At 67.8% G+C, this 18,284-nt stretch carries 29 protein-coding genes and 1 pseudogene; 2 read left to right on the top strand and 28 right to left on the bottom strand.

Annotated elements, in window-relative coordinates:
* Positions 1-215: 215 nt before the first annotated feature.
* From rpmJ to JXZ78_RS29000, 28 genes are all read right to left on the bottom strand, one after another.
* Positions 216-329 carry a 50S ribosomal protein L36 gene (gene rpmJ, locus JXZ78_RS29135; RefSeq protein WP_003956441.1) on the bottom strand — a complete coding sequence of 38 codons (114 nt, stop codon included), beginning with the start codon at positions 327-329 and terminating at the stop codon, positions 216-218.
* A gap of 58 nt (positions 330-387) precedes the next feature.
* The gene (infA, locus tag JXZ78_RS29130; protein ID WP_003956442.1) at positions 388-609 is read right to left on the bottom strand and encodes a translation initiation factor IF-1; all 222 of its coding nucleotides are present in this window, start codon (positions 607-609) and stop codon (positions 388-390) included.
* 194 nt (positions 610-803) lie between these two features.
* Complete coding sequence (map, locus tag JXZ78_RS29125; protein WP_030016976.1) at positions 804-1,640, bottom strand: type I methionyl aminopeptidase; 837 nt, start codon at positions 1,638-1,640, stop codon at positions 804-806.
* A gap of 127 nt (positions 1,641-1,767) precedes the next feature.
* Positions 1,768-2,418, bottom strand: a complete 651-nt coding sequence (locus JXZ78_RS29120; protein WP_030016977.1) for an adenylate kinase — start codon at positions 2,416-2,418, stop codon at positions 1,768-1,770.
* On the bottom strand, positions 2,418-3,731 hold the full coding sequence (secY, locus tag JXZ78_RS29115) for a preprotein translocase subunit SecY (protein WP_030016978.1): 1,314 nt from the start codon (positions 3,729-3,731) through the stop codon (positions 2,418-2,420). Before secY ends, JXZ78_RS29120 begins: the two co-directional genes overlap by 1 nt.
* A gap of 236 nt (positions 3,732-3,967) precedes the next feature.
* Complete coding sequence (gene rplO / locus JXZ78_RS29110) at positions 3,968-4,423, bottom strand: 50S ribosomal protein L15 (protein ID WP_030016979.1); 456 nt, start codon at positions 4,421-4,423, stop codon at positions 3,968-3,970.
* Between the two features lies 1 nt (position 4,424).
* On the bottom strand, positions 4,425-4,607 hold the full coding sequence (gene rpmD / locus JXZ78_RS29105; protein WP_030016980.1) for a 50S ribosomal protein L30: 183 nt from the start codon (positions 4,605-4,607) through the stop codon (positions 4,425-4,427).
* Positions 4,607-5,212, bottom strand: coding sequence for a 30S ribosomal protein S5 (rpsE, locus tag JXZ78_RS29100; protein ID WP_030016981.1), 606 nt, complete (start codon positions 5,210-5,212; stop codon positions 4,607-4,609). Before rpsE ends, rpmD begins: the two co-directional genes overlap by 1 nt.
* Before the next feature lie 45 nt (positions 5,213-5,257).
* Positions 5,258-5,641, bottom strand: coding sequence for a 50S ribosomal protein L18 (gene rplR, locus JXZ78_RS29095; protein ID WP_030016982.1), 384 nt, complete (start codon positions 5,639-5,641; stop codon positions 5,258-5,260).
* 3 nt (positions 5,642-5,644) lie between these two features.
* On the bottom strand, positions 5,645-6,184 hold the full coding sequence (rplF, locus tag JXZ78_RS29090; RefSeq protein ID WP_030016983.1) for a 50S ribosomal protein L6: 540 nt from the start codon (positions 6,182-6,184) through the stop codon (positions 5,645-5,647).
* Positions 6,185-6,206: 22 nt separating this feature from the next.
* Positions 6,207-6,605 carry a 30S ribosomal protein S8 gene (rpsH, locus tag JXZ78_RS29085; RefSeq protein ID WP_004571835.1) on the bottom strand — a complete coding sequence of 133 codons (399 nt, stop codon included), beginning with the start codon at positions 6,603-6,605 and terminating at the stop codon, positions 6,207-6,209.
* Positions 6,606-6,871: 266 nt separating this feature from the next.
* Positions 6,872-7,057 carry a type Z 30S ribosomal protein S14 gene (locus JXZ78_RS29080; RefSeq protein ID WP_004571834.1) on the bottom strand — a complete coding sequence of 62 codons (186 nt, stop codon included), beginning with the start codon at positions 7,055-7,057 and terminating at the stop codon, positions 6,872-6,874.
* Positions 7,058-7,059: 2 nt separating this feature from the next.
* Positions 7,060-7,620, bottom strand: a complete 561-nt coding sequence (gene rplE, locus JXZ78_RS29075) for a 50S ribosomal protein L5 (protein WP_030016984.1) — start codon at positions 7,618-7,620, stop codon at positions 7,060-7,062.
* On the bottom strand, positions 7,620-7,943 hold the full coding sequence (gene rplX / locus JXZ78_RS29070; protein ID WP_030016985.1) for a 50S ribosomal protein L24: 324 nt from the start codon (positions 7,941-7,943) through the stop codon (positions 7,620-7,622). Before rplX ends, rplE begins: the two co-directional genes overlap by 1 nt.
* Positions 7,944-7,946: 3 nt before the next feature.
* Entirely contained in the window at positions 7,947-8,315 is a 369-nt protein-coding gene (rplN, locus tag JXZ78_RS29065; RefSeq protein ID WP_003974257.1) for a 50S ribosomal protein L14, read from the bottom strand.
* A gap of 131 nt (positions 8,316-8,446) precedes the next feature.
* Complete coding sequence (gene rpsQ, locus JXZ78_RS29060) at positions 8,447-8,731, bottom strand: 30S ribosomal protein S17 (RefSeq protein WP_004571831.1); 285 nt, start codon at positions 8,729-8,731, stop codon at positions 8,447-8,449.
* Entirely contained in the window at positions 8,731-8,955 is a 225-nt protein-coding gene (rpmC, locus tag JXZ78_RS29055; RefSeq protein WP_030016986.1) for a 50S ribosomal protein L29, read from the bottom strand. The genes rpsQ and rpmC overlap by 1 nt, the downstream gene beginning before the upstream one ends.
* Positions 8,955-9,374, bottom strand: a complete 420-nt coding sequence (gene rplP, locus JXZ78_RS29050) for a 50S ribosomal protein L16 (protein WP_004571829.1) — start codon at positions 9,372-9,374, stop codon at positions 8,955-8,957. The genes rpmC and rplP overlap by 1 nt, the downstream gene beginning before the upstream one ends.
* A 5-nt stretch (positions 9,375-9,379) precedes the next feature.
* A complete protein-coding gene (rpsC, locus tag JXZ78_RS29045; RefSeq protein WP_030016987.1) occupies positions 9,380-10,210 on the bottom strand; it encodes a 30S ribosomal protein S3 in 831 nt (276 codons plus the stop codon).
* Entirely contained in the window at positions 10,210-10,557 is a 348-nt protein-coding gene (gene rplV, locus JXZ78_RS29040; RefSeq protein ID WP_006604878.1) for a 50S ribosomal protein L22, read from the bottom strand. Before rplV ends, rpsC begins: the two co-directional genes overlap by 1 nt.
* A gap of 44 nt (positions 10,558-10,601) precedes the next feature.
* Complete coding sequence (gene rpsS / locus JXZ78_RS29035; RefSeq protein WP_030016988.1) at positions 10,602-10,883, bottom strand: 30S ribosomal protein S19; 282 nt, start codon at positions 10,881-10,883, stop codon at positions 10,602-10,604.
* A gap of 12 nt (positions 10,884-10,895) precedes the next feature.
* Complete coding sequence (gene rplB / locus JXZ78_RS29030; RefSeq protein ID WP_030016989.1) at positions 10,896-11,732, bottom strand: 50S ribosomal protein L2; 837 nt, start codon at positions 11,730-11,732, stop codon at positions 10,896-10,898.
* 39 nt (positions 11,733-11,771) lie between these two features.
* Positions 11,772-12,095: a 50S ribosomal protein L23 gene (rplW, locus tag JXZ78_RS29025; RefSeq protein ID WP_030016990.1), complete on the bottom strand. Its 324-nt coding sequence runs from the start codon at positions 12,093-12,095 to the stop codon at positions 11,772-11,774.
* A complete protein-coding gene (rplD, locus tag JXZ78_RS29020; RefSeq protein ID WP_030016991.1) occupies positions 12,095-12,745 on the bottom strand; it encodes a 50S ribosomal protein L4 in 651 nt (216 codons plus the stop codon). The genes rplW and rplD overlap by 1 nt, the downstream gene beginning before the upstream one ends.
* A gap of 8 nt (positions 12,746-12,753) precedes the next feature.
* Positions 12,754-13,398 (bottom strand): 50S ribosomal protein L3, encoded by a 645-nt coding sequence (gene rplC, locus JXZ78_RS29015; protein WP_030016992.1) that lies wholly within the window; start codon positions 13,396-13,398, stop codon positions 12,754-12,756.
* Between the two features lie 14 nt (positions 13,399-13,412).
* On the bottom strand, positions 13,413-13,721 hold the full coding sequence (gene rpsJ, locus JXZ78_RS29010) for a 30S ribosomal protein S10 (RefSeq protein WP_004571821.1): 309 nt from the start codon (positions 13,719-13,721) through the stop codon (positions 13,413-13,415).
* A gap of 440 nt (positions 13,722-14,161) precedes the next feature.
* Entirely contained in the window at positions 14,162-15,073 is a 912-nt protein-coding gene (locus JXZ78_RS29005) for a helix-turn-helix transcriptional regulator (protein WP_030016993.1), read from the bottom strand.
* 146 nt (positions 15,074-15,219) lie between these two features.
* Entirely contained in the window at positions 15,220-15,519 is a 300-nt protein-coding gene (locus tag JXZ78_RS29000) for a hypothetical protein (protein ID WP_238783450.1), read from the bottom strand.
* 684 nt (positions 15,520-16,203) lie between these two features.
* Here JXZ78_RS29000 and JXZ78_RS28995 point away from each other — a divergent pair.
* A complete protein-coding gene (locus tag JXZ78_RS28995) occupies positions 16,204-17,577 on the top strand; it encodes an MFS transporter (RefSeq protein ID WP_050501945.1) in 1,374 nt (457 codons plus the stop codon).
* Between the two features lie 250 nt (positions 17,578-17,827).
* Positions 17,828-18,284 (top strand): annotated as a pseudogene (locus JXZ78_RS28990) (hypothetical protein); the annotation flags it as partial.

Here is an 18,284-nt window from a genome sequence, read left to right as displayed (position 1 = left end):
GATTGGCTCCTGAGGTATTCGGAGGTCTTCCGCAGCACCGTTCCCGTAAGACTCTGGAGCATTACGAGCCGGGTCCCCGGCCTCCGAGCCGGGGGTGTCGTCCCCTGCGTGCGCCCTGGGGGCGGGCACGAGAGGTCGGGTGTCTGCGTATGTACGTATTACTGTGCGTATGCGTCGCGCGAAGATACTGCGAAATGCAGAGAGGTCGGCGTGCGTCAGCCCTGGCGCTGCTTGTGGCGCAGGTTGTCGCAGATCACCATGACCCGGCCGTGGCGGCGGATCACCTTGCACTTGTCGCAGATCTTCTTGACGCTCGGCTTGACCTTCATGGGTGTGAGGTTCTCCGGGTCAGTGCCGCCACCCCGCAGAAGGGGGCGTCGACAAGATCTACTTGTAGCGGTAGACGATCCGGCCACGCGTCAGGTCGTAGGGAGACAGCTCCACGACGACCCGGTCATCCGGAAGGATGCGGATGTAGTGCATCCGCATCTTGCCGCTGATGTGCGCGAGGACCTTGTGACCGTTCTGAAGCTCCACCTTGAACATCGCGTTCGGGAGGGACTCGATCACGGTGCCCTCGATTTCGATGGCACCTTGCTTCTTGGCCACGCTTCGCCCTTCGAATCGGCTACCTTGATCGACTACGTGCGGGACGCGTACCCGGCAAACAGGCACACGGATGCACGACAGCCGACGCGTCAGTCTACGTCAGCGTTCCCGAAAAGACGAATCCACGATTATTGCCCACGGACAGTGATCGTTACGCCTCGGGTCCGGCCCGTACCGCCGGCCGGGTGCGGGCCTCAGGCCAGCGGGTCGGGCGCCGCCTCGATGCCCAGCTCGGCCAGTTTCGCCTTGCCGCCGTCGGGCGCGGTCAGCACCAGCGGGCCCTGCTCGGTCAGCGCGACCGAGTGCTCCCAGTGCGAGGACCAGCTGCCGTCGTTCGACTTGACCGTCCAGTCGTCTTCCAGCACGTGGGTCTTGGCCGTACCCAGGTTGACCATGGGCTCGATGGCGATGCAGAAGCCCGGGACCAGCTTCGGACCGCGGCCGCGCTTGCGGTCGACGTAGTTCAGCAGGTGCGGGTCCATGTGCATCTGCGAGCCGATGCCGTGGCCGCCGTAGTCCTCGACGATGCCGTACTTGCCGTTGGCCGGACGCGGCTGGCGGCGGATGTAGCCCTCGATCGCCTTGGAGATGTCGACCAGGCGGTTGCCCTTGCGGACGGCGGCGATGCCGGCCCACATGGACTCCTCGGTCACCCGGCTCAGCTCCACCAGCTCCGGAGCGTGACCGGAGCCCACGAAGGCGGTGTAGGCCGCGTCGCCGTGCCAGCCGTCGATGATCGCGCCGCAGTCGATGGAGATGATGTCGCCGTCGGCGAGCACGGTCTCGGTGTCGGGGATGCCGTGGACGACGACGTCGTTGACCGACGTGCAGATCGTCGCGGGGAAGCCGCCGTACCCGAGGAAGTTCGACTTGGCGCCGTGCTCGGCCAGCACCTTGCGCGCGGCGTCGTCCAGGTCCTTGGTGGTGGCGCCGGGCACCGCCACCTCACGGGTGGCCGCGTGGATGGCGGCGACCACCAGCCCCGCCTCGCGCATCTTCGCGATCTGCTCGGGGTTCTTGATCTCCACCATGGGGGCTGACGCCTTCCTCACACCGACTGCTACGACACTGCCGCGGCCGCACGGGCCGCCCCATACACGATACGGCCGCGGCGCCCATGCCCGGGCACCGCGGCCGTACGTGTGCTTCTCGTGCCTGTCAGGCCTTGCCGAGCGCGGCCATCGCGCGCTGGGTGACCTCGTCGACCTTGCCGAGGGCCAGGATCGTGACGACCAGGTCCTGGGCCTTGTAGTGGTCGATGATCGGCTCGGTCTCCGTGTGGTAGACCTCCAGCCGCTTGCGGACGGTGTCCTCGCGGTCGTCCTCGCGCTGGTACAGGTCACCGCCGCAGAGGTCGCAGACGCCCTCGGTCTTCGGCTGGTGGTAGTCCACGTGGAAGACGTGGCTGCTGTCGTTGCGGCAGATCCGGCGGCCGGCGATCCGCTTGACGACCTCGTCCTCGGGGACCTCCAGGTCCAGGACGGCGTCGAGCTTCACGCCCTTGCTCCCGAGGAACGCGTCCAGCGCCTCGGCCTGGCCGATGTTGCGCGGGAAGCCGTCCAGCAGGAAGCCGTTCTCGGCGTCCGGCTGGTCCATCCGGTCCTCGGCCATCGCGATCGTCACCGAGTCGGGGACCAGGTTGCCCGCGTCCATGTAGGACTTGGCCTCTTTGCCCAGGTCGGTGCCCTGGCTGATGTTGGCGCGGAACAGGTCGCCCGTGGAGATGTGCGGGATCGAGAGGTTCTTGGCGAGGTACGCGGCCTGCGTACCCTTGCCTGCCCCAGGAGGCCCGACGAGGACGATTCGCATCAGCGGAGGAACCCTTCGTAGTTGCGCTGCTGGAGCTGGCTCTCGATCTGCTTCACGGTCTCCAGACCCACACCCACGATGATCAGGATGCTCGTCCCGCCGAACGGGAAGTTCTGGTTGGCCTTGAACAGCACCAACGCCACGGTGGGCACCAGCGCGATCAGACCCAGATACAGCGAGCCCGGCCACGTGATCCGGTTGAGCACGTAGCTGAGGTACTCGGCCGTGGGGCGACCGGCCCGGATCCCCGGGATGAAGCCACCATACTTCTTCATGTTGTCGGCAACTTCTTCGGGGTTGAAGGAGATGGCGACGTAGAAGAACGCGAAGAAGACGATCAGCAGGAAGTACGTGACGATGTAGACCGGGTGGTTGCCCTTGGTGAAGTTGGTTTCGATCCAGGTCGCCCAGCCGGCCTTCGACCCGCTGAACTGTGCCACCAGGGCCGGGATGTAGAGCAGCGACGAAGCGAAGATGACGGGGATCACACCCGCCTGGTTCACCTTGAGCGGGATGTAGGTGGACGTACCGCCGTACGAGCGACGTCCGATCATCCGCTTGGCGTACTGCACGGGGATCCGCCGCTGGGCCTGCTCGACGAAGACGACCAGGGCGACCATCGCCAGACCCACGACGATGACGGCGAAGAACTCGATCCAGCCGTCGGCCAGCTTGCCGGACATCTTGATCTGCCACAGCGAACCGGGGAAGCCGGCGGCGATACCGACGAACATCAGGATCGACATGCCGTTGCCGATGCCGCGGTCGGTCACCAGCTCACCGAGCCACATGACCATGGCCGTACCGGCGGTCATCGTGATGACCATGGTGATGGTCGTGAAGATCGAATCGCTCGGCACGATCTCACTGGCGACGGGGCAGCCCTGGAACAGCGCGCCGCTCTTGGCGGTCGCGACCAGGCCGGTGCCCTGGAGGACCGCCAGCGCGACGGTCAGGTACCGGGTGTACTGAGTGATCTTTGCCTGTCCGGACTGTCCCTCTTTCTTGAGGGCCTCCAGACGCGGGATGACCACGGTCAGCAGCTGGAGGATGATGCTTGCCGTGATGTACGGCATGATCCCCAGCGCGAAGATCGTGATCTGGAGCAGCGCACCACCGCTGAACATGTTCACCAGGCCGAAGAGGCCGCCGTTGGCGCCGGCCTGCTTCATGCAGGTGTCGACATTGGAGTAGTTCACCCCGGGCACCGGAACGTGCGCTCCGAGCCGGTAGACGAGCACAATGCCCAACGTGAACAGCAGCTTCTTGCGCAGGTCGGGCGTCTTGAACGCTCGGGCGAACGCGGTGAGCACGGTGCCTCCTGCGCCTCCCGCCTCTGGAGCGAGAGGTGACGGTCTTGAGGATCGACGAATACAAAGCGGCCAAAACCGCGCAGGACATTAGCCCACGCGGTGGGGGTCCAGGGGAAGAACCCCCGGAAAATACAGCAACAGTGCACGCCACCTTACCGGCGACCATGCCCCCCTTGGAACGACCAACCGGGGATGCCCCAATACGTGGGCATCCCCGGTCAGTTGATTCACTGAGCTCAGATGAGCTCGGTGACGCTGCCACCGGCAGCGGTGATCTTCTCCTTGGCGGAGCCGGAGACGGAGTCCACCGTCACCGTCAGCGCCACGGAGATCTCGCCCTGGCCCAGGACCTTGACGAGCTCGTTCTTGCGCACCGCGCCCTTGGCGACCAGGTCGGTCACCGTGACCTCGCCACCCTGCGGGTAGAGCGCGGCCAGCTTGTCCAGGTTCACGACCTGGAACTGCTTGTGGGCGGGGTTCTTGAAGCCCTTCAGCTTCGGGAGGCGCATGTGGAGGGGCATCTGCCCGCCCTCGAAGCGCTCCGGAACCTGGTAACGGGCCTTCGTGCCCTTGGTACCACGACCTGCGGTCTTACCCTTGGACGCCTCACCACGACCCACACGGGTCTTGGCGGTCTTGGCGCCCGGGGCAGGACGGAGGTTGTGGACCTTCAGCGGGTTGTTCTCCGCCATGTCAGTCGACCTCCTCGACCGTCACGAGGTGGCGGACGGTGTGCACCATGCCGCGGTACTCGGGGCGGTCTTCCTTGACAACCACGTCGTTGATCTTCTTGAGACCGAGCGAACGCAGGGTGTCGCGGTGGTTCTGCTTGCTGCCGATGATGGACTTGGTCTGCGTGATCTTGAGCGAAGCCATTACGCGTTCACCCCGGCACGCGCCCGCAGCAGAGCGGCGGGAGCAACGTCCTCCAGCGGCAGGCCACGGCGGGCAGCGATCTCCTCGGGCCGCTGAAGGCCCTGGAGCGCGGCGCGCGTGGCGTGCACGATGTTGATCGGGTTCGACGAACCGAGCGACTTGCTCAGCACGTCGTGGATGCCCGCGCACTCCAGCACGGCACGCACCGGGCCACCGGCGATCACACCGGTACCGGGGGAAGCCGGCTTGAGCAGGACGACGCCCGCGGCCTCTTCGCCCTGGATGGGGTGCGGGATGGTGCCACCGATACGGGGGACCTTGAAGAAGTGCTTCTTGGCCTCCTCAACACCCTTGGCGATGGCGGCCGGCACCTCCTTGGCCTTGCCGTAACCGACACCCACGGTGCCGTCACCGTCGCCCACCACGACCAGCGCGGTGAAGCTGAAGCGACGACCACCCTTCACAACCTTGGCGACGCGGTTGATTGCGACAACACGCTCGACGTAGGCGGTCTTCTCGGCAGCTGCGCCGCCGTCCCGCCGGTCCTTACGGTCCCGCCGCTCGCCGCCACCGGCACCGCTCCCGCGGCGCTGGGGTCCAGCCATTGGATTTACCTCTCTCTGTTACGTCCGCTAGCTCGGAACCGGGGCTTAGAACTTCAGCCCGGCTTCGCGGGCGGCGTCGGCCAGAGCGGCAATCCGCCCGGCGTACTGCTTGCCACCACGGTCGAACACGACGGCCTCGACGCCGGCGGCCTTGGCGCGCTCGGCGACCAGGGATCCGACCTGCTTGGCCAGGTCCGTCTTGTTGCCCTCGCCGCCGCGGATCGACGCGTCCAGGGTCGACGCCGACGCCAGGGTGTGCCCCTGGATGTCGTCGATGACCTGGGCGGTGATACCGCGGTTGGACCGCGTCACGACCAGACGCGGACGCTCCGGCGTACCCGAAATCCGCTTGCGGATGCGGATGTGGCGACGCTTGGCGGCGGCGCGCTTGTAGGCGTCACCCTTCGCGACCTTCACACCGTATGCCATGGCTTACTTACCAGCCTTTCCGACCTTGCGGCGGATGACCTCGCCGGCGTACTTGACGCCCTTGGCCTTGTACGGGTCGGGCTTGCGCAGCTTGCGGATGTTCGCGGCGACCTCGCCGACCTTCTGCTTGTCGATGCCCTCGACGCTCAGCTTGGTCGGGGACTCGACCTTGAACGAGATGCCCTCGGGCGCCTCGACCAGGATCGGGTGGCTGTAACCGAGCGAGAACTCCAGGTTGGAGCCCTTCGCCTGGACGCGGTAACCGACACCGCTGATCTCGAGCGCCTTGCTGAATCCCTGGGTCACGCCGGTGATCATGTTCGCCACCAGCGTGCGGGACAGGCCGTGCAGGGCCTTGTTCTGACGCTCGTCGTTCGGGCGGGTGACGGCGATGAAACCGTCCTCACCCTTGGCGACCTCGATGGGCGCGGCGACGGTGTGCTGCAGGGAGCCCTTGGGACCCTTCACCGAGACCGTGCGACCGTCGATGGTGACGTCCACACCAGCGGGAACCTGGATGGGCAGCTTGCCAATACGCGACATTAGCTATTCCTCCGTTCCCGAATTACCAGACGTAGGCGAGAACTTCTCCGCCTACGCCCTTCTTGCTGGCCTGCTGACCGGTGAGGAGACCGTGCGACGTGGAGATGATCGCCACGCCCAGGCCGCCGAGCACCTTCGGCAGGTTGGTGGACTTTGCGTAGACCCGCAGGCCCGGCTTCGAGATGCGCTTGATGCCGGCGATCGACCGCTCACGGTTCGGACCGAACTTCAGCTCGAGGATGAGGTTCTTGCCGACCTCGGCGTCCTCGACCTTCCAGCCGGTGATGTAACCCTCCTGCTGGAGGATCTCCGCGATGTGCGACTTGATCTTGCTGTGCGGCATCACGACGGTGTCGTGGTACGCCGAGTTCGCGTTACGCAGACGCGTGAGCATGTCTGCGATGGGGTCAGTCATGGTCATGAATTGGCCTTCGGCCTCTCTCGCCGGGGTTTCCTGTATGCGCCATCCCTCTCCCCGAGCTGGGTCGGGACGGGTGCGGCGCGGGGACCTTCGGCGTAGTAAGTCGTTCCTGGGCGGCGGGGCGCCCAACCCTTCTACCCTACGGGATCAAAGGGCGGGGCCCCGCCGAACAGATGCTTACCGAGAGACTCCGGAACCACCCACATGATTCCTGCCGTCCGCCGGGGCGCCCGTGCGGGCGCTGGTCGGACGTGCGGGAGGGGGTGTTACCAGGAGCTCTTGGTCACGCCCGGCAGCTCGCCACGGTGAGCCATCTCACGGAGGCACACGCGGCACAGGCCGAACTTGCGGTAGACGGAGTGCGGGCGGCCGCAACGCTGGCAACGCGTGTACGCGCGCACAGCGAACTTCGGCTTGCGGGCCGCCTTAGCGATCAGAGCCTTCTTCGCCACGGTCAGTTCTCCTTGAACGGGAAGCCGAGGTGACGAAGCAGGGCGCGGCCCTCATCGTCGTTGGACGCCGTGGTGACCACGGTGATGTCCATGCCCCGCTGCCGGTCGATCTTGTCCTGGTCGATCTCGTGGAACATGACCTGCTCCGTGAGACCGAAGGTGTAGTTGCCCCGACCGTCGAACTGCTTCGGGGACAGACCACGGAAGTCGCGGATGCGCGGCAGCGCGAGCGACAGCAGGCGGTCCAGGAACTCCCACATGCGGTCACCGCGGAGGGTGACGTGGGCACCGATCGGCTGGCCCTCGCGCAGCTTGAACTGCGCGATGGACTTACGGGCCTTGGTGACGGCCGGCTTCTGGCCGGTGATCGTGGTGAGGTCCTTGATGGCACCCTCGATCAGCTTGGAGTCGCGGGCGGCGTCGCCCACACCCATGTTGACCACGATCTTGGTCAGACCGGGGATCTGCATGACGTTCTCGTAGGAGAACTCGTCCTTCAGCTTCCCGGCGATCTCTTCGCGGTAGCGCTGCTTGAGGCGCGGCGCGTTGGTGGTGGCAGTCATCAGATGTCCTCACCGGTCCGCTTGGCAACGCGGATCTTGTTGCCCTCTTCGTCGAAGCGGTACCCGACGCGGGTGACGACCTTGTTGCCGTCCTTCTCCACGACCAGCTGAACGTTGCTGACGTGGATGGGGGCCTCGGTCGTCACGATGCCGCCGGTCTGCGAGCCGCGAGCGGTCTGACCGGCCTTGGTGTGCTTCTTGACCCGGTTGACACCCTCGACCAGGACACGGTCCTCACGGGGGAAGGCCGCGATGACCTTGCCCTGCTTGCCCTTGTCCTTGCCGGTGATGATCTGGACCAGGTCGCCCTTCTTGATCTTCATCGGTTACAGCACCTCCGGCGCGAGCGAGATGATCTTCATGAACTTCTTCTCGCGCAGCTCCCGGCCCACCGGGCCGAAGATGCGGGTGCCGCGGGGGTCGCCATCGTTCTTGAGGATGACGGCCGCGTTCTCGTCGAAGCGGATGTACGAGCCGTCCGGACGGCGGCGCTCCTTGACGGTGCGAACGATGACCGCCTTGACGACGTCACCCTTCTTCACGTTGCCACCGGGGATCGCATCCTTGACGGTGGCGACGATGACGTCACCGATGCCCGCGTAGCGGCGGCCCGAGCCACCGAGAACACGGATGGTGAGAATTTCCTTCGCACCCGTGTTGTCGGCGACCCGAAGCCGCGACTCCTGCTGGATCACGTCTATCTCCTGATCGTCTGCCGGTTCCCGGCGGGGGCCTCATTGCTGAGGCCCACCGCCGAGCCTGGCGGAACTGACCTGGGGGAAACCCCCCAGGCGGTATCTAGCGGAATTCCCTGACGGGAAATTCCTTACTTGGCCTTCTCGAGGATCTCGACGATGCGCCAGCGCTTGCTCGCCGACAGCGGACGCGTCTCCATCAGGAGGACGCGGTCGCCGACACCGGCAGCGTTCTGCTCGTCGTGCGCCTTGAGCTTGTTCGTACGGCGGATGACCTTGCCGTACAGCGCGTGCTTGACACGGTCCTCGACAGCGACGACGACGGTCTTGTCCATCTTGTCGCTGACGACGAGACCCTCGCGGGTCTTGCGGAAGCCGCGCTGCTCGTTCGTCTCAGTCACATTCTTCTCGCTCATCAGGCGCTCTCCACCGTCTCGATGCCGAGCTCGCGCTCACGCATCAGGGTGTAGATCCGGGCGATGTCCTTGCGGACGGCCTTCAGCCGGCCGTGGTTCTCAAGCTGTCCGGTCGCCGCCTGGAAGCGGAGGTTGAACAGCTCCTCCTTGGCCTCACGCAGCTTCTTGACGAGGTCCTCGCCATTCAGCTCGCGCAGCTCGGTCGCCTTGGTACCGGCCGCCATCACGACTCACCTGCCTCGCGCCGCACGATGCGGCACTTCATCGGAAGCTTGTGGGCGGCGCGGGTCAGCGCCTCCTTCGCAACCTTTTCGTTCGGGAAGGACAGCTCGAACATCACCCGACCGGGCTTGACGTTCGCGACCCACCACTCCGGAGAACCCTTACCGGAACCCATGCGGGTCTCGGCCGGCTTCTTCGTCAGCGGGCGGTCCGGGTAAATGTTGATCCAGACCTTGCCGCCACGCTTGATGTGACGGGTCATGGCGATACGAGCGGACTCGATCTGCCGGTTCGTCACGTAGGCGGGGGTCACGGCCTGAATGCCGTACTCACCGAAGGCAAGCTCGGTGCCACCCTTGGCCATACCGTTGCGCTTCGGGTGGTGCTGCTTGCGGTGCTTGACCCTGCGAGGGATCAGCATGTCGGTCAGCCCTCCGTTCCGGTGCTCTCAGCAGCCGGAGCAGCGGCAGCGGCCTCGGCCTTGGGGGCCTCGGCAGCGGCGTTCTGCTGCGGCTTGCGGCCGCCACGGCCGCCACGCTCGCCACCGCGGCGCGGACGGTCGTTGCCGCCCCCACCACGGGCCGGGCGGTTGCCCGCACGGGCGGCGGCGTTCTCGGCGCGGACCTCGGCGATGTTCTTGACGTCGCCCTTGTAGATCCAGACCTTCACACCGATACGGCCGAAGGTCGTCTTGGCCTCGAAGAAGCCGTAGTCGACGTTGGCGCGGAGCGTGTGCAGGGGCACGCGGCCCTCGCGGTAGAACTCCGAGCGCGACATCTCGGCGCCGCCGAGACGGCCACCACACTGGATCTTGATGCCCTTGGCGCCGGCCTTCATCGTCGACTGCATGCTCTTGCGCATGGCACGACGGAAGGAGACGCGGGAGGACAGCTGCTCGGCGACGGCCTGGGCCACGAGCTGAGCATCGGTCTCGGGGTTCTTGACCTCGAGGATGTTCAGCTGGACCTGCTTGCCGGTCAGCTTCTCCAGTTCGCCGCGGATACGGTCGGCCTCGGCGCCGCGGCGGCCGATGACGATGCCCGGACGAGCGGTGTGGATGTCGACGCGGACGCGCTCACGGGTGCGCTCGATCTCCACCTTCGAGATGCCGGCGCGCTCCATGCCCTTCGTCATCATGCGACGAATGGCGACGTCTTCCTTGACGTAGTCCTTGTACAGCTTGTCGGCGTACCAACGCGACTTGAAGTCGGTGGTGATGCCGAGCCGGAACCCGTGCGGGTTTACCTTCTGGCCCATTACCGGGTTCCTTCCTTGCTGCTGACGACCACGGTGATGTGGCTGGTCCGCTTGCGGATCCGGTAGGCACGGCCCTGAGCACGCGGGCGGAACCGCTTCAGGGTCGGACCCTCGTCGACGTACGCCTCGGAAATGACGAGGCTGCCGGCGTCGGTGTGGTCGTAGTTGTGCGCCGCGTTGGCAATGGCGCTGTCCAGCACCTTGCCGACGGGCACGCTCGCGGCCTGCGGGGCGAAACGCAGGACCGCCTGAGCCTCCGTGGCATCCATGCCACGGATAAGGTCCACCACGCGGCGGGCCTTCATGGGCGTGACGCGGATGTACCGCGCCTGGGCCCTGGCTTCCATGGTTGTCCCTTCGGTGTCAGTCATAGTCTTCGCACTCCGGTCGATCAGCGACGACGCGACTTGCGGTCGTCCTTCTCGTGGCCGCGGAAGGTGCGGGTCGGCGCAAACTCGCCGAGCTTGTGGCCGACCATCGACTCGGTGACGAACACCGGGACGTGCTTGCGGCCGTCGTGCACCGCGATCGTGTGGCCGAGCATGGCCGGGACGATCATGGAGCGGCGGGACCAGGTCTTGATGACGTTCTTGGTGCCGGCTTCGTTCTGCGTGTCCACCTTCTTGCTCAGGTGGTCGTCGACGAAGGGCCCCTTCTTGAGACTACGCGGCATCTAAACCCGCTCCTAGCGCTTCTTGTTCGTCTTGCGGCGGCGGACGATGTACTTGTTCGAAGCCTTCTTCGGCGAACGCGTACGACCCTCCTTCTGGCCCCAGGGCGAGACCGGGTGGCGACCACCGGAGGTCTTGCCCTCACCACCACCGTGCGGGTGGTCGACCGGGTTCATCACGACACCACGCACGGTCGGGCGGACGCCCTTCCAGCGCATACGGCCGGCCTTGCCCCAGTTGATGTTCGACTGCTCGGCATTGCCGACCTCGCCGACGGTGGCGCGGCAGCGCACGTCGACCAGGCGGATCTCACCGGACGGCATACGAAGGTGGGCCATGGAGCCCTCCTTCGCCAGCAGCTGCACGGAGGCACCCGCGGAGCGGGCGAACTTCGCGCCGCCGCCGGGCCGCAGCTCGATGGCGTGGATCGTCGTACCGACCGGGATGTGGCGCAGCGGCAGGTTGTTGCCCGGCTTGATGTCGGCGCCCTGGCCGTTCTCAATCCGAGCACCCTGCACCAGGCCACGCGGCGCGATGATGTAGCGCTTCTCGCCGTCTGCGTAGTGCAGCAGCGCGATGCGCGCGGTGCGGTTGGGGTCGTACTCGATGTGCGCGACCTTGGCCGGCACGCCGTCCTTGTCGTGACGACGGAAGTCGATCACGCGGTAGGCGCGCTTGTGGCCACCACCCTGGTGGCGAACGGTCACACGACCGGCGTTGTTACGGCCGCCCTTGCTGTGCAGCGGGCGGACCAGCGACTTCTCCGGCGTGGACCGCGTGATCTCGACAAAGTCGGCGACGCTGGAGCCACGACGGCCCGGGGTCGTCGGCTTGTACTTGCGGATACCCATTTCTCAGTCCTCGTCCGATTCCGGACGACTCGGACTCCGTTAGGAGACCGGGCCGCCGAAGATGTCGATACGGTCGCCCTCGGCGAGGGTCACGATGGCGCGCTTGGTGTTCGCGCGCTTACCGAAACCGGTGCGGGTGCGCTTGCGCTTGCCCTGGCGGTTGATCGTGTTGACCCCGGTGACCTTGACCGAGAAGACCGCCTCGACGGCCTGCTTGATCTGGGTCTTGTTCGCACGCGGGTCGACGATGAACGTGTACTTGTTCTCGTCCAGCAGCGCGTAGCTCTTCTCGGAGACGACCGGCTTGACCAGAAGGTCGCGCGGGTCCGAGAAGGACTTGCTGGTAACGGTCGCCTCAGTCATCAGGCGGCGCTCCCTTCGAGCTCAGCGGCCTTGGGACCAGCCACGAAGGACTCGAAGGCGGCCTTGGTGAAGACCACGTCGTCGGAGACGAGCACGTCGTACGTGTTCAGCTGGCCCGGCTCCAGGATGTGGACCTGGGGCAGGTTGCGGGCGGAGAGCCACGCGGCCTGGTCGGCGCGCTCGGCGACCAGCAGCACGTGCTTGCGCTCGCTGATCTTGCCGAGGAGAGCCTTGGCGGCCTTCGTGGAGACCTCGCCCTCGACCACGCCGGAGACGACGTGGACGCGGCTGTTGCGGGCCCGGTCGGTGAGGGCACCGCGCAGGGCGGCGGCCTTCATCTTCTTCGGGGTCCGCTGCGAGTAGTCACGCGGCACGGGACCGTGCACGACGCCACCGCCGGCGAACTGCGGCGCACGGGTCGAACCCTGGCGCGCGCGGCCGGTGCCCTTCTGGCGGTACGGCTTCTTGCCACCGCCGCGGACCTCGCCACGGGTCTTGGTCTTGTGCGTGCCCTGACGGGCCGCGGCCAGCTGCGCGACGACGACCTGGTGGATCAGCGGAACGCTGACCTTCGCGTCGAAGATCTCCGTGGGGAGCTCGACGGTCCCGGCCTTGTCGCCTGCCGGCGAAAGGATGTCAATGGTGCTCATCGGTTACCTCAGGCCCCCTTGGCCGCGGTACGGACCAGGACGAGGCCGCCGTTCGGACCAGGAACTGCGCCCTTGATGAGCAGCAGGCCCTTCTCCGCGTCAACGGCATGGACGGTCAGGTTCTGGGTGGTGACCCGCTCATTGCCCATACGGCCGGCCATCCGCATGCCCTTGAACACGCGGCCCGGGGTGGCACAGCCACCGATGGAGCCCGGCTTGCGGTGCACGCGGTGGGCACCGTGCGAAGCCTTGCCGCCGTGGAAGCCGTGACGCTTCATGACACCGGCGAAGCCCTTGCCCTTGCTCTTGCCGGTCACGTCCACCTTGACGCCGGACTCGAAGGTCTCGGCGGTCAGCTCCTGGCCGAGGGTGTACTCACTGGCGTCAGTGGTACGGACCTCGACGAGGTGACGGCGGGGGGTGACGTCGGCCTTCGCGAAGTGGCCCTTGAGGGGCTTGTTCACCTTGCGCGGGTCGATCTCGCCGAAGGCGATCTGGACGGAGTCGTAGCCGTCCTGGTCATTGGTGCGCACCTGGGTAACGACGCAGGGGCCGGCCTTGACCACAGTGACCGGGACGACACGGTTGTTCTCGTCCCAGACCTGGGTCATGCCGAGCTTCTCGCCCAGGATGCCCTTGATCTGCTTAGCCATCTCTACTGCGCCTCTCAGAGCTTGATCTCGATGTCAACGCCGGCCGGAAGGTCCAGGCGCATCAGCGAGTCAACGGTCTTGGGCGTCGGGTCGAGGATGTCGATCAGGCGCTTGTGCGTGCGCATCTCGAAGTGCTCGCGCGAGTCCTTGTACTTGTGCGGCGACTTGATGACGCAGTACACGTTCTTCTCGGTGGGGAGCGGCACCGGGCCCGCGACCGACGCACCAGTACGGGTCACCGTCTCGACGATCTTCTTCGCCGACGTGTCGATGACCTCGTGGTCGTAGGCCTTGAGCCGGATGCGGATCTTCTGTCCCGCCATGGCTACTTCGTAGTCCTGTCTCTCGTAACGCTCTGGGACCCGGTACGTTGCCGTTCATCCTCCGACCCTCCGACCCACGCGGTCGGGCGTGTCGCGCTCCTTCCCGCAGATCCCCGCAAGGGCGATCCTTCGAGAAGGAAAACGTGGGGGATGAACACCCACCGGGCGCCTGGCTGAGGCACCCCGCTGCACTTCCCGGAAGATTCCCGTACTTCCGTCCCTGATAAGGAACGACGAATACCTAGGACTCGCTTCCAGTCCCCCCGGCGGGAGGCGCGCAGCATCGGCACTCAACCGAGCAACCTGGACAGTGTGCCACACCAGCGGCGAACGCTGCCAATCGGGCGGGAGATCGTACACCGCGTCACACCGTCCGGATGCACGGACCCGCCTCCGGCGTGCCGGGGCGGACCGCCGCCGAGGCCGCTACGGGCCCGCCCTCACGCCGCGATCGCCAGCTGCCACTGGATACGGGCGGACTCCTCCGCGTGACGGTCGTCACCCTCCACGGCGAAGGTCGCGTGCGGGAAGTCGCGGATCTGACGGAGCCACTCGCCGACCGTCGCCGTGCCGGGTACGGGGACCACGCGGTCCGAGCGGTCCGCCCCGCGGCTGGCGAGGACGGTGACCGTGAACTGGTCGGTCTCGGTGACCAGCACCACGTCGTGCGGGAACTGCGCGACCCGCTCCATGACCCCGCGGACCGGTTCGCGCCCGTCGGCCACCACCAGGACGTGGTTGCCGTGCTCGTCCGTGGTCCCTTCGAACCCCGCCAGTATGCCGAGGAACCGGTTTATGTGGCGGTTGCGCAGCTCGTCGATGACACGCTGCCGCCCTTCCTGGAAGCCCGTGGTCGCGGCGAACCGGAACGTCAGCGAGACCCGGCCGGCCAGCGCCACGTCGATCTCCGCCATCTCCTCGCGCGTGGGGTGGGCCGCCCCGTCGTCGAGGCCGTACGCCGCGAGCCAGCGGTTGACCTCCGACCACAGCCACGCCTGGGAGCGCCCGACGGTGCCCTCGGCGGCCGGGAAGGGGGCGCCCTGGGCCTTGCGCACCCCGGCGGCCCACTGAGCGACGTTCTGCCGGGAGCGGCCCGTGCGCTCGGCGATCTCGTGTATCCCGACCAGGTCGCGGTCGAGGCGGCGCACCCGCAGGCGCGGTACAGCGGCGTGCACCGCCGAGGCCGCTTCGAGGGCGGCCCGGACCGCGCAGTCGCCGGGCCAGGCGATGCTGAGCAGGTCGGTGCCGCCGGCCCGCGCCAGGAGGGCGTCGCAGGTGTCGCGCAGCGCATCGACGGCGTCCTGGTCGTCGACGGTCGCACCCGTGACGACGAAGGTGAAGTCGTAGTCCATGGCGGCGTCCCCCTAGTCCTTGGGCAGGGTTGCAGGTCTGTTGTCGTTCGTCAACAGACAAAGCATGACAAAACCCCACGCGGCTCGCATGGGCAACTGTCGCAAAACGCACGGCCGCCGACGGCCCATCTCAGTTGACGCGACGGTCACGCTTCGCCGCGCGGCATCCCCGTCAGACTGCGGTTCGCCGCGTCCCCCGGCAGCGGACACCGCGCCGCCAGCCGGTCGATCACGCGCGCGTGCGCGGTGGGGCTGCGCGGGGTGCCCGCCACCGGGATGACCGTGCACCGCCCCGCACACGGGCAGTAGAGCCGCCCCCAGTGCCCGTCCTTGCGCAGCACCCAGCCGCGGGCCGCCCACTTCTCCAGCACCCGCCGCACGTCCTTCTTGGGGTGATCGCAGGGCCTGATCTCGCTGCCGACCACCCCCTCACCGCCCGTCGGCACGTACGGAAGGCACCGGGGGCCCGGGGCGCACGCGCGGCTTCGGAGCGGGAGCGGAGCCGGCGCTCCGCGGCACGGCACGGGTGACGGGGTGAGCAAGGACCACGAGCGGCTGACTCCTCTGGTGCCGGCTGGACTTCCTGGCGACGCCTGACCCCCCGGCGCGAGCCGCCCCTCCCCGGGCGGTGACGCTCCGACACCAGTACGTTACTCCAAATGACGGAAGGTCCCCCGGCATTTCGAGCGCGCCGCACCCGGGATACGAACTTCCGCACCGTACGGCGCGGCGCACGGCGCGCCCCGCTCCCCCGCTCCGGCTCACGACCGCGCACCGCCGAAGGCTCCCCGGGCGCCGGGCGCGAAAAATTGTCCGGCGCGAACAGCGGCACGCCGTATCGAATGACCGCAAAAATCCTACAGCTCACAAGAAATGGAAGCCTTACGGCTGAAGCTGCGCACCCGGCGACTATGCCGCACCCCCGAGGGAATCCTGAACCATGTCGACCGGGCGAGCAGGAAGGAGGATTTCATGCAGCGTTCCCATTCCGGAGGCCGTTTCCGGCGCGGCGGCCGCGCCCGTTCCAGAACCCGTTCTTTCCCCGGACACCGATCGTGCCGCGGAGAAAGAAAACCCGGCCGCGCGCACGGGAGACGGACGGCCCCGGGCCCCGGGCGAGGGCGGCGGGCGTGACCGGGGCGCCGGGCCCCGCCTCCGCCGCCCTCCCGCCCGGCCGCGAGGACGGCTCCGCGCGCCGCGCCACGACGACGTTCGGCTCCCTGCGCATCCGCAACTACCGGCTGTTCACCGTCGGCCAGGCCGTCTCCCACACCGGCACCTGGATGCAGCGCATCGCCCAGGACTGGCTGGTCGTCGAGCTGACCGGCTCCCCCGCCGCCGTCGGCTTCACCATCGGACTCCAGTACGCGCCCATGCTGCTCCTCGGGCTGCACGGCGGCCTGATCGCCGACCGGCTGCCGATGCGCCGGCTGCTGCTGCACACGCAGGCCGCGCTGGGCACGACCGGGCTGGTCCTGGCCGTGCTGGTGCTGGCCGGCCAGGCACGGCCCTGGCACGTGTACGTCATGGCGGCCGTGCTGGGCCTGGTCTCCGTCGCGGACGCCCCCGCCCGGCAGGCGTTCGTCGCCGAGCTGGTCGGACCGGAGCACCTGCGCAACGCGGTCAGCCTGAACTCCGCCGTCTTCCAGACCGCGCGCCTGGTCGGCCCCGCCGTCGCCGGTGTGGTGATCACGGTGGTGGGCATCGGCTGGGCCTTCCTCCTCAACGCCCTCTCCTACCTCGCGCCCCTGACCGCCCTGCTGCTCATGCGCACCGCCGAGATGCACCCGGCCGAGCGCGCCCCGCACGGCCGCGGGCAGGTCAGGGCGGCCCTGCGGCAGGTCGGCCGCGACCCCGGCCTGCTGTGGCCGATCGTGCTGGTCGCCTTCATCGGAACGTTCGGGTTCAACTTCCCCGTCTGGCTGACCGCGTTCACCGTGCAGGTCTTCCGTACCGGCTCCGGCGTGTACGGACTGCTCAACTCGCTGCTGGCGGCGGGCGCGGTGGCGGGGGCGCTGTGGGCCGCGCGCAGCCTCGCGCCGCCGCGGCGGGTGCTGACCACGGCGGCGCTGCTGTTCGGCGCGCTGGAGACGGCCGCCGCCCTGGCGCCCGCCCTGTGGCTCTTCGCGGCCCTGCTGGTCCCGGTCGGCATGGCCGGTCTGGCCGTCACCGCCACCGCCAACGCGCACGTCCAGCTCACCGCCGACGCCGCGACGCGGGGCAGGGTGATGAGCCTCTTCAAGATCGCGTTCGTGGGCGGCACGCCGGTGGCCGCGCCGGCCGTCGGCTGGGTCACCGAGACCTGCGGCCCCCGCGCCGGTTTCCTCACCGGCGGCCTGACCTCGCTCGTGGCGGCCGCCGTCGTCGGCTGGGCGCTCTCCCGTCCGGCGGCGGAGACGGAACCGGGCACGGCGACGGGAACGACGTCCGGCACCGGGCCGGAACGGGAGACGGAAAAGACGCCAGACGGGGACGCGGACTCGGACACGGCCGCGAAGACCTGACCTCCGGCCGCGGGCCACGGCCTTTTCCGCACTGCCGGTATTCAGTACCACAGGGGCCACCACACCGGAGACCGCTATACAGGGAATTCCTGAGATCGACGTGTCGATCATCCGTCATTCCTTCACCTGCCCGATCCGACTCGCACCCACGAAAACACCCGTGAAAACACCCGGAAAAAGAAACGCACCGCACCGCCTTATGCCGAAAGCCCGTCCCCCGTCCGACCGTGCACCTCCGGAGGTCACCACCATGCCCCTGAACCCACCGGCCGAAGACCGCCCGCCGACGGCACACCGGGTCATCGCCGTGAGCGGACCGGCGTACGTGGGCAAGGACACCCAGCTCCGCATGCTGGCCCGCCGCGCCCCGCAGATCGAGATCGCCGCCCACGCGGAGACCTACGCCCCCCGGTGGCCCGCTCTGAGCGGCACGGAGGCGACCGGATGGTGGCTCGACGGCGCGTCCTACCAGGAGCTGGCGGACGTCCTCGCCGCGGCTTACCTGGCCCGCGCCCGGCAGCCCCGGGCCGGCGGGGGCCTGCGCTGCGTACGGCAGGGCCTGCCCATGCTGGAGGCGACGCTGGCCGCCGTCGCCGCCGTACGCGAGCGGTGCGGTACGGCGCGAGCGGCCCGTGCCGCGTGCGCGGCACTCGCGCCGTACCGCACCGCGCGGCGCGCCGCCGCGGAGACCCCCTACGGCGTCGTCC

The sequence above is a fragment of the Streptomyces monomycini genome (assembly GCF_022271435.1).
Classification (GTDB): Bacteria; Actinomycetota; Actinomycetes; order Streptomycetales; family Streptomycetaceae; genus Streptomyces; species Streptomyces monomycini.
Note: the sequence above shows the minus strand (reverse complement) of the source record. Positions and strands in the feature narration are given on the sequence as shown.